The 12077-nt window shown below is 66.0% G+C and carries 11 protein-coding genes and 1 pseudogene; 8 read left to right on the top strand and 4 right to left on the bottom strand.

The annotated features are described in order from the left end of the window. Window positions 1-4: 4 nt before the first annotated feature. Window positions 5-562, top strand: a complete 558-nt coding sequence (locus E2I15_RS05065; RefSeq protein ID WP_137477746.1) for an RDD family protein — start codon at window positions 5-7, stop codon at window positions 560-562. A gap of 86 nt (window positions 563-648) precedes the next feature. After that, a complete protein-coding gene (locus E2I15_RS05060) occupies window positions 649-1425 on the top strand; it encodes an arginyltransferase (protein WP_137477745.1) in 777 nt (258 codons plus the stop codon). Between the two features lie 10 nt (window positions 1426-1435). On the opposite strand, the gene E2I15_RS05055 is transcribed toward E2I15_RS05060, so the two are convergent. Continuing rightward, on the bottom strand, window positions 1436-2809 hold the full coding sequence (locus tag E2I15_RS05055; protein ID WP_137477743.1) for an Nramp family divalent metal transporter: 1374 nt from the start codon (window positions 2807-2809) through the stop codon (window positions 1436-1438). A 121-nt stretch (window positions 2810-2930) separates the two neighbouring features. Here E2I15_RS05055 and E2I15_RS05050 point away from each other — a divergent pair, with 121 nt between their 5' ends. From E2I15_RS05050 to E2I15_RS05035, 4 genes are all read left to right on the top strand, one after another. Continuing rightward, complete coding sequence (locus E2I15_RS05050) at window positions 2931-4061, top strand: PspA/IM30 family protein (RefSeq protein WP_137477741.1); 1131 nt, start codon at window positions 2931-2933, stop codon at window positions 4059-4061. Beyond that, window positions 4058-4720 (top strand): OB-fold-containig protein, encoded by a 663-nt coding sequence (locus E2I15_RS05045; RefSeq protein ID WP_137477739.1) that lies wholly within the window; start codon window positions 4058-4060, stop codon window positions 4718-4720. Before E2I15_RS05050 ends, E2I15_RS05045 begins: the two co-directional genes overlap by 4 nt. A gap of 3 nt (window positions 4721-4723) precedes the next feature. Then, entirely contained in the window at window positions 4724-6478 is a 1755-nt protein-coding gene (locus E2I15_RS05040; RefSeq protein WP_137477737.1) for a flotillin family protein, read from the top strand. A 145-nt stretch (window positions 6479-6623) separates the two neighbouring features. Next, on the top strand, window positions 6624-7865 hold the full coding sequence (locus E2I15_RS05035) for an MFS transporter (protein WP_137477735.1): 1242 nt from the start codon (window positions 6624-6626) through the stop codon (window positions 7863-7865). Here the strand turns inward: E2I15_RS05035 and E2I15_RS05030 are convergent, their stop codons facing one another. Further along, complete coding sequence (locus E2I15_RS05030; RefSeq protein ID WP_137477733.1) at window positions 7866-9122, bottom strand: adenylate/guanylate cyclase domain-containing protein; 1257 nt, start codon at window positions 9120-9122, stop codon at window positions 7866-7868. It lies immediately after the preceding gene. Between the two features lie 174 nt (window positions 9123-9296). Between E2I15_RS05030 and E2I15_RS05025 the strand changes: the two genes are divergently transcribed. Beyond that, the gene (locus E2I15_RS05025; RefSeq protein ID WP_137477732.1) at window positions 9297-9488 is read left to right on the top strand and encodes a hypothetical protein; all 192 of its coding nucleotides are present in this window, start codon (window positions 9297-9299) and stop codon (window positions 9486-9488) included. Here the strand turns inward: E2I15_RS05025 and E2I15_RS05020 are convergent, their stop codons facing one another. Beyond that, the gene (locus tag E2I15_RS05020; protein WP_137477730.1) at window positions 9489-10367 is read right to left on the bottom strand and encodes a DMT family transporter; all 879 of its coding nucleotides are present in this window, start codon (window positions 10365-10367) and stop codon (window positions 9489-9491) included. A gap of 90 nt (window positions 10368-10457) precedes the next feature. On the opposite strand from E2I15_RS05020, the pseudogene E2I15_RS39140 reads away from it, so the two are divergent. Then, window positions 10458-11195 (top strand): annotated as a pseudogene (locus tag E2I15_RS39140) (helix-turn-helix domain-containing protein); the annotation flags it as partial. Window positions 11196-11246: 51 nt separating this feature from the next. Here the strand turns inward: E2I15_RS39140 and E2I15_RS39135 are convergent. Further along, window positions 11247-12050 carry an N-acyl homoserine lactonase family protein gene (locus tag E2I15_RS39135; RefSeq protein ID WP_137477906.1) on the bottom strand — a complete coding sequence of 268 codons (804 nt, stop codon included), beginning with the start codon at window positions 12048-12050 and terminating at the stop codon, window positions 11247-11249. Window positions 12051-12077: the final 27 nt, after the last annotated feature.

Here is a 12077-nt window from a genome sequence, read left to right as displayed (position 1 = left end):
GGTCATGTCCTACGGCAATGACGGCGGCACCTGGCGCAACGAGGCCTGGCGCAACGACGGCGGCGTTCCTCCGCATGCGTTCGATCCATTGATGCAGCCGGATTTGTTCCGTGGCGTGCTGACGCGTCGCGCGTTTGCATTCCTGATCGACCTGTTCGTGCTGTCGGTGCCGGTGATCCTCGCGGTGATTTTCATCGCGGTGTTCGGCCTCGTCACGCTCGGTCTCGGCTGGGCGCTGTTCTGGCTGGTCTCGCCGGCCTCGATCGTCTGGGCGATCGTCTATTACGGCGCCTCGATCGGCGGGCAGCACTCGGCCACCGTTGGCATGCGCATGATGGACCTGGAACTGCGGACCTGGTACGGCGCGCGCGGCTATTTCGTACTCGGCGCCACCCACGCGGTGCTGTTCTGGGTGACGATCTCGTTCCTGTCGCCGCTGGTGCTCCTGATCGGGTTGCTCAACGGCCGCCGCCGGCTGCTGCACGACATCATCCTCGGAACCGTCATTATCAACAGCTCGGTCCGGACCCCGGTCGCCCCGGCCGCGCGGACCTCCTATTAGGCCCGCCTAAACCAATTGACCGTTAGCCTCAGGGGGGCGATGCTCACTCGGCTGCCTGTATTGTTTGTGGAGCCCGACGATCTGACGTGACCCAGCATTCGCGTGATACTCCCCAGTTCTATTTGACGGCGCCCTCGCCCTGCCCGTATTTGCCGGGCCGACATGAGCGGAAGGTTTTCACGCACCTGGTCGGCGACAAAGCGGGCGATCTCAACGACTTGCTGACCCACGGCGGCTTCCGCCGCAGCCAGTCGATCGCCTACCGTCCGGCCTGCGATCAGTGCCGGGCCTGCGTCTCGGTCCGGGTGATCGCCAACGAATTCCGCCCCTCCCGCAACTTCCGCAAGGTGCTGGCCCGCAACGCCGACATCATCGGCGAGCAGCGCACCGCGGTGCCGACCTCGGAGCAATATTCGGTCTTCCGCGCCTATCTCGACCGCCGCCACCGCAACGGCGGGATGGCCGACATGACCGTGCTGGACTACGCCATGATGGTCGAGGACAGCCATGTCGAGACCCGGATCATCGAGTACCGCAAGCGCAATGCCGACAGCGCCATCACCGGCCGCGGCGACGAGCTGATGGCGGTGGCGCTGACCGACGTGCTCAGCGACGGGCTGTCGATGGTCTATTCGTTCTTCGAGCCGGGGCTGGAGAGCCGCTCGCTCGGCACCTTCATGATCCTCGACCACATCGCCCGCGCCCGCCGGCAGGGCCTGCCCTACGTCTATCTCGGCTACTGGATCGAGGGCTCCAAGAAGATGGACTACAAGGGCCGCTTCCTGCCGCAGCAGCGGCTCGCGCCGTCGGGATGGCTGCGCGTCGATGCGTCAGGCGAGGTGCTCGCCGAGCCGCAGGACTAGCTGCCGAGGACTAGCTGCCGAAGAACGTATCGATGAGCAGCTTCACGTTCAGGATCACGATCAGCCCGGCGACGGCCCACGCCGCCACCGCGACGGGGCGCGAAATCGCAAATGCGCCCATCTTGCGCTTGTCGGACACGAAGCGCACCAGCGGGATCACCGCGAACGGCAGCTGCATCGACAGCACGACCTGGCTGAACACCAGCAGCTGCGCCGTGCCGCTCTCGCCATAGAGCGCAGCGACCACAATGACAGGGACGATCGCGATGCCGCGGGTCACCAGCCGCTGCAGCCAGTCGGGCAGCTTGAGATCGAGAAAGCCCTGCATCACGATCTGGCCGGCCAGCGTCGCCGTCACCGTCGAGTTGAGGCCGGAGGCGAGCAGCGCCACGGCAAACAGCGTCGAGGCGATGCCCAGCCCGAGCAGCGGCGACAGCAGCTCGAACGCCTGGTCGATCTCGGCGACGTCGGAATGGCCGCTCTTGTGGAAGGTCGCGGCCGCCAGCACCAGGATCGCGGCATTGACGAACAGCGCCAACATCAGCGCGATGGTGGAATCGGTGGTCGCCCATTTGATCGCATCGCGCCGTCCCTCCTCGGTGCGCGGATAGGCGCGGGTCTGCACGATCGAGGAATGCAGATAGAGATTATGCGGCATCACGGTGGCGCCGATGATTCCGATCGCGATGTACAGCATCTCCGGATTGGTGACGATCTCGCGCGAGGGCATGAAGCCGCCGATCACGGCGGCAATCGGCGGCGCGGCGGCCGCGATCTGGATGACGAAGCAGACCGCGATGACGATGAGCAGAGCGATCACGAAGGCCTCGAGGAAGCGGAAGCCGCGGTTCATCAGCAGCAGCAGCAGGAACGCATCGAGCGCCGCCAGCAGCGCGCCGCCGATCAGGGGAATGCCGAACAGCAGCTTGAGCGCGATCGCGGTACCGATCACCTCGGCGAGGTCGCAGGCGATGATCGCGGCCTCGCAGGCGAGCCACAGCAGCAAATTCACCGGGCGCGAATAGGTCGCGCGGCAGGCCTGGGCGAGATCGCGGTCGGTGGCGATGCCAAGCCGCGCGGCGAGTGCCTGCAGCAAGATCGCCATCAGATTGGAGAGCAGGATGACCGACAGCAGCGTGTAGCCAAACTTCGATCCGCCCGCGAGGTCGGTGGCCCAGTTGCCGGGGTCCATGTAGCCGACCGAAACCAGATAGCCCGGCCCGGCGAAGGCCAGCAGCCGCCGCCACCACAGGCCGCCCGACGGCACCGCGACGGTCGCGTTCACCTCCGGCAGGCTGCGCACATGTCCGGCATCGCCCCGCCAGCCGCCTGGCACGGCATTGGGAACGGAAACGGAAGATAGTTCAGGGGTCCGAGCATCCATCCCACAAAGATGGCCGATCTCTCCCGTTATTGCAACTCATTTGCAACTGCATCTAGGCTCACGAAAATGATATCAGCCGACCTTCTTGTAAAGCACTGAGGAAGTGCTTTACGTTCGATGCATGATCAAGCTGCCCGTCGAGACGCCCACCGCGACGCTGCGCTACGCCCTCGCCCCCGACCCTTCAGGCATCGAGGCGATCGAGGCGACCTTTGCGGCCTACGACCGGATGATGGCGATCCTTGCCGAGGTCGCCCCCGTCGGCGCCAATCTCGTCTCGCTGCACGCCCAGGCCTACGAGAAGATCCGCAAGGAGACCGGCCTGCCCGCACGGCTGGTGACGCTCGGCCTGCGCGACCGCGCCAATTACATCGCAGGCGCCGCCGTCCGCCGGATACCGCTCGACGACAAGTTGTTCGCGATCAAGGGTCCAACTTCACTGACCATTAGCACTGTCAGCGGACGCGTCTTGGTGCCGTTCGACGTGCCGGGATATGTCTCGGGCTGGGAAAGCCCCTTCCCGGCGCATTTGATCTCGGATGGACGCGGCTATGAAATCCACATCGCCGTCAAATCGAAATCAGCACAACCGGAGGAGAAGACCATGCTTCACGAAGGCATCCTTGCGCGCATGGGCCGGCTTCTTGCCGCCATCGCGAGCCAGACCATCGACAATGTCGAGAGCAACAACAAGGTCGCGCTGGTCAGACAGGCGATCCGCGAGATCGACGCCGGCGCCGACGAGGCGCGCTATGCGCTCGGCAAGTCGCGCGCCGAAGAATTCCGCTTGAGGAAACGGCGCGAGGAACTGGATACCGAAACGGCTGCTCTGAACGAAAAGATTCGTCTCGCACTTGCGGAAAATCGCGAGGATCTCGCGCGCGCCGGCGTCGCACGGCAAATTGATCTGGAGTCGCAGGTGATCGCGCTGGAACGCGCGATGGATTTCATCGAGCTCGAAATCGATGAGCAGACCAAGGCGCTACAGGCCATGCTCGGCGCGCGCCGCGAGGCAGAAACGCGCTTGGCCGATCTCGAACAAAGCCTGATCCGCGAGGCTCAGGACGAAACCAGCCGGGGCCCATCCGCGACCAATACATTGAGTGCTGAGCGCGCCATGGCGGCGATCGCCCGGGTCACCGGCGTTCCCGCCTCCAGCGTGCTCGGCGACAAGGAGCTTGACGAACTCGATCGCCTGCATCGCGAAAAGGAAATCGCGGCGCGGCTTGAAAGGATCAAGTCAGAAAAATGAGTGCAGTTGGCGACATTCTGCTCGCCCCCGACGTGCGGCCCTTCGCGGTCGCGGCTGCGATCATGGTGGCACTTGGCGGTATCGAATTGCTGAGCACCATGATCGGACTTTCGATCAGCGAATTGATCGGCAAGGATTTCGCGGTCGAGGCCGAGAGCCACAACGCTCTCAGTGGCCTGTTTCTCTGGATCAACGCCGGGCGGCTTCCCCTCCTGATCCTGATCATCCTGATCCTCGGCATCTTCTCGATCGGAGGCTTCCTGCTTCAGGGACTGGCGCATGCCGCAGGCACCGCCATCCCAGTCTCGCTTGTCGCGGTGGTTGCTGCCGCAGGCAGCATCCCCGTGATCAGAAATACCAGCCGCGGCCTCGCCCGCATCATTCCGCGCGACGAGAGCTATGCGGTCAACGACAGCGACTTTGTCGGCAAGGTCGCAACCGTGTCGGTCGGCCCGCTCGATCAGGGCCTGCCCGGCAGGGTCCGTCTCAAGGATGTCTTCGGCAACTGGCACACCGTGTCGGCGCGTGCCAGCGCGGAGTCCGGGGCATTGCCGGTCGGCGCCAGCGTGCTGCTGGTCGATCGCGACGCTAGGGGCTTCATCGCGATTGCCGCACCGGCCGACCTCGTCGAACAACAACGGTCTTCCAACAGGGCATAACACATGTGGGAACTTGCTGTACCCGTCGTTATTGGCGTCATCGTCATCCTCGTTATCGGTCTCTTGTTCGCAAAACTCTACAAGCGCTCGACGCGCGACGAGGCCTATGTCCGCACCGGCCTCGGCGGCCAGAAGGTGGTGCTTGACGGCGGCTCGCTCGTGCTGCCGATCTTCCACTCCACCGCGGCGGTGAACCTGAAGACGCTGCGGCTCGAGGTCGCGCGCGGCGGCCCGGACTCGCTGATCACCAAGGACCGCATGCGCGTCGATATCGGCGCCGAGTTCTATCTGCGCGTCAAACCCGACTCGTCGTCGATCGCGCTCGCCGCGCAGACGCTCGGCAACCGCACCAACGACGCGGCCGAGCTGCGCGAGTTGGTCGAGGCTAAGTTCGTCGACGGCCTGCGCTCGGTCGCCGCGACCATGAACCTCGAGGAATTGCAGGAGCAGCGCGCCACCTTCGTCAAGGCGGTGCAGGACGCGGTCGGCGCCGACATCCAGAACAACGGTCTCGAGCTTGAATCGGTGTCGCTGACGAAGCTCGACCAGAGCGACATCAAGCACTTCAACCCGAGCAATTTCTTCGACGCGCACGGCCTGACCACGCTGACCAAGATCACCAAGGAGCGTGAGCAGGAGCGCAACCAGATCGTCCGCACCACCGAGGTCAACATCGCCCAGCAGGACCTGGTGGCGCGGCAGACCACGCTGACGATCGAAAGCACCAAGCGCGAGGCCGAGCTCGCCCAGCAGCGCGACATCGCCAACAAGACCGCCGCGATGCGCGCGCAGACGGCGCAGGTCGAACAGACAGCGCTGCAGAACGAGGCCGAATACCGCATCCAGCAGGAGCTCGCGGTCGCCAACAAGCAGACCGAGGCCAACCAGGCCCGCGACACCCGCAAGATCGAGGCCGATCTTGCGGTCAAGCGCCGCAACACCGAGATGGAGCGCGACCTTCAGATCGTGGCGCAGGAAAGCGCGATCGCGGTCGCGGCCAAGAGCAAGGAGCAGTCGGAGGCCCAGACCATCGCCGAGACCGCGCGTGCGGTCGCGATCGCCGCCGAGGAAAAGGTCACCACCGCCCGCGCCACCGAAATCGCCGAGCGCGACAAGATCATCAACGTGATCGCGGCGCGCAAGGCGGCCGAGACCGACGCGATGCCGATCACGGTCATGGCCGAGGCCGAACGCCAGGCCGCCGCCAACAAGGCGGAAGCCACCAACGTGCTCGCCAAGGCCGATGCGGCTGCCGCCACCACCCGCGCTGCCGGCGTCAAGGCGCTCGGCCAGGCCGAAGCCGAGGTCGCGACGATGAAGGCGGAGGCGCGCAACAAACTGAGCGCCGACATGATCGCCTACGATCTCAACCTCGCGCGGATCAACGTGATCCCGAGCGCGCTCGCCGAGGCGGTGAAGCCGATCGAGAAGATCTCCGACATCCGGATCTTCGACACCGGCAGCATGCTCGGCCGCGGCGGCGCCAATGGCCACGCCAACGGCAATGGCGGCCTCGGGCTCGGCGACGGCCTCGCCGCGCAGCTGCTGTCGGTCTCGGCGTTCAAGCCGATGATCGACAAGATCCTATCGGAGGCAGGCTTCCCGGCCGGAGCCGACGCGCTCACCAGCCTGACCAGCGCGCTGGCGCAGCGCAAGTCCGAGGTCGCCGAAACACCGACGGTTGGCATCGAAAGCGCGCCAACCGCACTGGTCGGCACCATTACGGGCCAACTGGCGCCTGCTCCCAAACCGCAGTGACGGCTTTCAACCAAGTCTGACTCCGGAAAAGCCCGCCGATCCCCTTCGGCGGGCTTTTTCTTTTGGCGTTATCGGGAAACGGGTGGGATCGGGCCTCTTCCAACCACACACTATGGCCATATCGAATGTCCCAAGGGATTCTGCCATGTCCGCCGATACGCCTCGCCTGCCGGCCACCTTCAACCGCCTGGCCTGGTCCAACCTTGCCGCGCAATCGGCCGAACAGATTGCGCTCGCGGCTGCGCCGATCGTCGCCGTGCTGCTGCTCGGCGTCGGCGAAGGCCAGACCGGCCTGTTGCAGACCGCGCTGACGCTGCCCTTCATCCTGTTTGCGATCCCCGCCGGCCTGCTCGCCGACCGCGTGTCGCGGCGCTGGGTGATGGCGGGCTCCGAAGCGCTGCGCGCGGCCGCGCTCGCCGCGATCCTGCTGCTCTTGTGGCTCGGCCTGATGACGCTGCCGCTGCTCGCCCTGCTCGGCTTCATCGCGGTCTGCGGCACGGTCGCCTATAGCGTCGCCGCGCCGGCGCTGGTCCCCTCGCTGGTGACACCACAGCAATTGCCGGCGGCGAACGCCCGCATCGAGCTCGCGCGCACCGTCGCGTTCGCCAGCGGCCCCGCGCTCGGCGGCGTGCTGGTCGGCTGGGTCGGTGCCGCGCCGGCGTTCGGCTTCGCCGCAGCGCTGTCGGCGATCGCGGTCGTGCTGCTCGCCGGCATCTACGAGCCGGCGCGCCAGCCTGCCCCGCGGCGCCATCCGTTGCAGGACATCAAGGAAGGCGCAGCCTTCGTGATGCACCACGCCTTGCTGCGGCCGGTGTTCATCACCCAGTTCATCTTCAACACGGCGTCGTTCCTGCTGCTCGCCGTCTTCGTGCCCTATGCGGTGCGTCATCTCGGGCTCAGCGCCACCGGTGTCGGCACCACGCTTGCGATGTACGGCGTCGGCATGGTGGTCGGCGCGCTGTTCGCCACCCGCGTGATGAAGCGGCTGGCGTTCGGCACCGTGATCGGGCTCGGCCCGGTCACCGGCTTCGTCGCCGCGGCCGTGATGGCGCTGACGACCTGGATTGCGACGCCGCTGCTCGCGGGCCTCAGCTTCTTCCTGCTCGGCGTCGGCCCGATCCTGTGGGTGATCTCGACCACCACGCTGCGGCAGTCGGTGACGCCGCCCTCGCTGCTCGGCCGCGTCTCGGCGATCAACATCATGAGCTACGGCGCGCGCCCGCTCGGCTCCGCGCTCGGCGCCATCGTCGGCGGCCTCTACGGTGCCGAAGCCTGCCTCTATCTCGCGGCCGCAATCTTCGCCGCCCAGGCGCTGGTGATTCTGATGTCGCCCGCGGTGTCGCTGACGCGGCAGCCCGACATGGTCGGCGAACCCGCGCGTTGCTGATCAGCTCGCCAGGTACCGCTCGTATTTGCCGCCGACGACCTCGTCGGCGGCGACAGCCGGATCCAACGTGTAGAGATCCTGCGCATGGCCGATGCCGCGCAGCACGAAGCGGCCGGTGGAGACCAGATAGTTGCGGCCGGCGGCGTCGAGCCCGGTGCGAAAGTCCGTCGAAGTCAGTAACTCGCGGTCGACCGAGGCGCACATCGAGGCGATCCGGCTGACCTCGTTGACGGCGGGCCCGACCACCGTGAAATCCAGCCGGTCCTCGCTGCCGATATTGCCGTAGAATACCTGGCCGACATGGAGCCCGACATAGGCCCTGGTGGTCGGCCGGCCCTCGTTCTCGCGGCGATCGTTCAGCACGCGGATGTTATGCCGGAATCTGTGCTCGGCCCGCAGCGCCGCTCGCTTGGCGCCTGCCACGTTCTCGCCGGTGAACATCGCCAGCACGCCGTCCCCTATCAGCTTCAGCACCTCGCCGCCGGCGTCATGGATCGCGTCGATCGAGGCCTGGGCGTAGTCATTGAGAAACGGAATGATCTCGTCCGGGCCGATCCGCTCGCTGATCGCAGTGGAGCCGCGCACGTCGGAGTACCACAGCACGGCCTTGATCTTCTCGGTGATGCCGCGCTGCATGCGTCCGCGCAGCACCTGCTCCGCGGTGTCGCGTCCGAGATAGACCCGCCCCAGCGTGCGGGCGATCTCGACCTGGGCGGCGGACTTGATCGCGAGCCCGAGCACCGGCACCAGGTCGCGCAGCGCCGCCAGATGGTTCTCGTCGAACCCGTCCGAATGGCGGGTGGTGTAGTAGGAATAGAAGCAGTCCATCTCGCCGATCGTGCCGGCCTCGCCGAAGCGATGCACGAAGGCGGCGAAATGCTTGTGGCCCTTCTCGGCCAGTTCGCCGATCATCGAGAAATCGTGCGAGGTGTCGGCAAGATCGATCACGATCTCGTCATGGCCGTTTTCGAGCATGTGATAGAAGGCCGACCGCCGCCAGGTCTGACTGGCCTCGCCGGTGCTGGTCGAGCCGTATTCGAAGATGTCGGCCTCGTTGCTCTCGCCGTCGTTCCAGCGGAAACCGCGTCCCTCGAAGATCGGATGCAGGGTGTCGATGAAGACGATCGCCCGCGACAGCGGCATGCCCGCGGCCCGGCAGCGCTCGCAGAAACCGCGCAGCAGGTCGTTTTCGGGCAGGCCCGTCAGACCCTGGCGGACCAGCCAATTCATCAGGCGCAAACGGGGCGTCAGTTCCATAGATTGGATTATGCCGGGCAATTGGTGCGGGAGGAAGGCCTGGTCGTCGCGTGACAGATGCGAACGTCAATGCGGCATTGCAAGGCCGCCCGCCTCACCGTTTCCCGCGGAACACGGCCGCCGAATGGCGCCGATTCCGCTTCCTTTTGTTCGGCCGCTCGCGCACAACAGCGCATGCACAACGACACTGACCCGCAAAACCCGATCCGTCGCCTCATGCAATGGGCGATCACCCCGCCGCAATCCTATGGGGTCTATCTTGTCGGTCTTATCCTGGTGTTCGTGCTGTCGTTCTACGCCGGCACGCTGAAGCCGAAGCACCCGCCTGCCCCGCCGGCGACCGCGCCGGCCGCCCCGCGCGGCTGATCAGACCGATTTGGTTTCCGACGTCGCGATCCAGATCCCGGCGAAGACCGCGATCAGACCGACGACCAGATTGGCCGTGATCGGCTCGCCGACCAATTGCTTCGCAAGCAGCCCGGCAGCGATCGGATTGACCGTCATGGTGTTGGCGACGCGGGTCGGCGAGGCCCGCTCCAGCGCCAGCACCCACAGGATGAAGGCCAGCGCACCCCCGGCCATGCCGAGATAGAGCCCCGCGATCCATTGCGACATGCCGAACTCGCGCAGCGTCGCCAGGCTGCCGGTGAACGACCCCACCGCCACCAGCGCCGCCGCGCCGGCGCCCATGCCGACAGCAAGGAAACCGAGCGCGCTGGAGCGGCGGATGAACGGCCGCGACAGCACGTTGTAGAAGGCCATGCAGAGCACCGCGACGGCCATGATCAGTTCGCCGCGCCATGCCCCCGCTGGCGCTGCCGTCAGCCCGGATGCCAGCGCCGCCGCCACGCCGAGCACCGCGATCGAGACCCCGATCGATTTGCGCATCGTCAGCGGCTCGATGCCGAGCAAGGCGCCGACGACCATGGTGGAGAGCGGCAAGGTCGCCAGCGCCAGGCTGGCGCGCGCTGCCGTCGTGTAGGACATCGCGAGATTATAGAGCACGAAGAACACGCCGAAGAAGGCGACGCCCAGCGCCACGACCGCCGGCAAGTCCTCGCGCCGCGGCCACTTCGCGCCGAGCAGGACCGCGGCGGGAAGTACGCAGAGAAAGCCGATCGCCCAGCGCAGGATCGCCAATGTGATCGGGTCGGCGTTGCCAGCCAGATAACGCGTGATCGCCGCCGCCGTGCCGCCGAGGCAGCTCGAGACCAAGGCAATCGCAACGCCGATCCACTCGCCCATCCCGATCCCCATGCGTTTCGCATTCGCTTGTGGCATCTTGCCCGGCGAGATCATTCCGGCAACTACTTGGCAGGTATTTGGCAGGTACCCATGTCGCAGCAGCGCGATTTTGCAGCCAGCCTGCGCTGGTGGCGGCAGCGCAAGGGGCACTCGCAACTCGAGCTCGCCGGGCGCGCGGATATTTCCCAGCGCCATCTCAGCTTCCTCGAGCTCGGGCGCGCCGCACCGAGCCGCGACATGGTGATCCGGCTTGCCGCGGCGCTCGACGTGCCGTTGCGCCAGCAGAACGCGCTCTTGGTCGCGGCCGGCTTCGCACCGGTATGGCGGCAAACCGACCTTGCCGCACCGGAGCTCGCCCAGATCCGTTACGCGCTGGATTTCATCCTGGCGCAGCAGGAGCCCTTCCCGGCGGTCGTGGTCGACCGGCACTGGAATCTGCTGCTCGCCAATGCAGGCGCGGGGCAGCTGGTCGAATTCCTGGTCGGGCCGCTGGTATCAGGCGCGGCGGTCAACCTTGCCGATGCGCTGGTCGCGCCCCGTGTGTTGCGCCCTTATCTCACCAACTGGACCGAGGTGGCCGGCTACTTTGTCCGCACCGTCGAGGCCGATGCCGCCGCCGACGGCACCACTGCGACGGCGGAATTGCTCAAGCGCCTGCTGGCCTATGACGGTGTCGAGGCCGCGTTGGCCGCGCCGGCGGGACCCACATCCGGGCCGGTGCTGCCGATGCTATTCTGCAAGGGCGACGTCCGCCTGCAGTTGTTCACGACGATCGCGACGCTGGGGACACCGCAGGACGTCACGCTGCAGGAGTTGCGCATCGAAAGCTTCTTTCCGGATTTTTCGAGCCTGGTCGAAAGCGAACGCCGCCAAGGCGGCTCAGTCGTAGAACTCAGGCGACAGCTTCAGCCCGTCGCGCTGCGCCTTGTCGTGGTTGGTCCAGAGCTGCGCCTTCTCTTTCGTCAGCGTGTCGGCGATCTTCTGCATCGAGGCCAGCGTCTGCTCCTTGTTCGCGTTCATGCTCGGCGCGCGGCGATTGTCCCAATTGTCGCTGAAGTGAACGGCATCGCCGGTCAGCACGACCGCGCCTGTCTTCGGCAGTTTCACCAGCAGCGACTGGTGGCCGGGCGTATGGCCCGGCGTCGACAGGATGGCGACGCTGCCGTCGCCGAACACGTCGCGGTCGCCTTCGAGCTTCGTCACGGGATGCTCGGGCTTGAAACGCGGCGCGTTGTTGGCGCCCGGCCATTCATACTCCGCCTTCTGCACATACAGCATCGCGGCCGGGAACAGCTCGACATTGCCGATGTGATCGGGATGGGTGTGCGACACGGCGATCGCCTTGATGTCCGACGGCTTGACGCCGAGCTGGTCGAGCTGCGCGGCGAGCGTCTTCGGCCGCCGCCAGGTGACCGCCTTCGGATCGGCCGGCGCAAGACCATTCGGCATCGCCGCCACCGCGTCGGGAATCCCGGTATCCCACAGGAACCAGCCCTGGGCATGCTTGATCAGGTAGCAATTGTCGACGAAGTCCATCGACTTGCCTTCGTTGACGCCGGGCGACCAACGCGAAATGTCGCCTGCAACGCCTTCGCCGCAGTTGAGGATGTAGAGTTTCTCGACGCCTGATTTCGCCGGCTCAGCGTCCGCATGCGACAGCGCGCCCATGGCCCAGAACAACATTGCAAGACCGATTGCCTTTTTCACGTC

This window comes from Bradyrhizobium sp. BR2003, from assembly GCF_009720285.1.
Lineage (GTDB): Bacteria > Pseudomonadota > Alphaproteobacteria > Rhizobiales > Xanthobacteraceae > Bradyrhizobium > Bradyrhizobium elkanii.
The sequence above is the reverse complement of the archived record's forward strand: the minus strand, read 5'-3'. Positions and strand labels throughout refer to the sequence as shown.

What these genes read in the sequence shown, in the direction of transcription:
- E2I15_RS05040 (WP_137477737.1), top strand. Translation starts at nt 4,724, where the DNA reads ATGTGGGAACTTGCTGTACCCGTCGTTATTGGCGTCATCGTCATCCTC.
- E2I15_RS05020 (WP_137477730.1), bottom strand. Translation starts at nt 10,367, where the DNA reads ATGGGCGAGTGGATCGGCGTTGCGATTGCCTTGGTCTCGAGCTGCCTC.
- E2I15_RS05050 (WP_137477741.1), top strand. Translation starts at nt 2,931, where the DNA reads ATGATCAAGCTGCCCGTCGAGACGCCCACCGCGACGCTGCGCTACGCC.
- E2I15_RS05055 (WP_137477743.1), bottom strand. Translation starts at nt 2,809, where the DNA reads ATGGATGCTCGGACCCCTGAACTATCTTCCGTTTCCGTTCCCAATGCC.
- E2I15_RS05065 (WP_137477746.1), top strand. Translation starts at nt 5, where the DNA reads ATGTCCTACGGCAATGACGGCGGCACCTGGCGCAACGAGGCCTGGCGC.
- E2I15_RS05045 (WP_137477739.1), top strand. Translation starts at nt 4,058, where the DNA reads ATGAGTGCAGTTGGCGACATTCTGCTCGCCCCCGACGTGCGGCCCTTC.
- E2I15_RS05035 (WP_137477735.1), top strand. Translation starts at nt 6,624, where the DNA reads ATGTCCGCCGATACGCCTCGCCTGCCGGCCACCTTCAACCGCCTGGCC.
- E2I15_RS05025 (WP_137477732.1), top strand. Translation starts at nt 9,297, where the DNA reads ATGCACAACGACACTGACCCGCAAAACCCGATCCGTCGCCTCATGCAA.
- E2I15_RS39135 (WP_137477906.1), bottom strand. Translation starts at nt 12,050, where the DNA reads ATGTTGTTCTGGGCCATGGGCGCGCTGTCGCATGCGGACGCTGAGCCG.
- E2I15_RS05030 (WP_137477733.1), bottom strand. Translation starts at nt 9,122, where the DNA reads ATGGAACTGACGCCCCGTTTGCGCCTGATGAATTGGCTGGTCCGCCAG.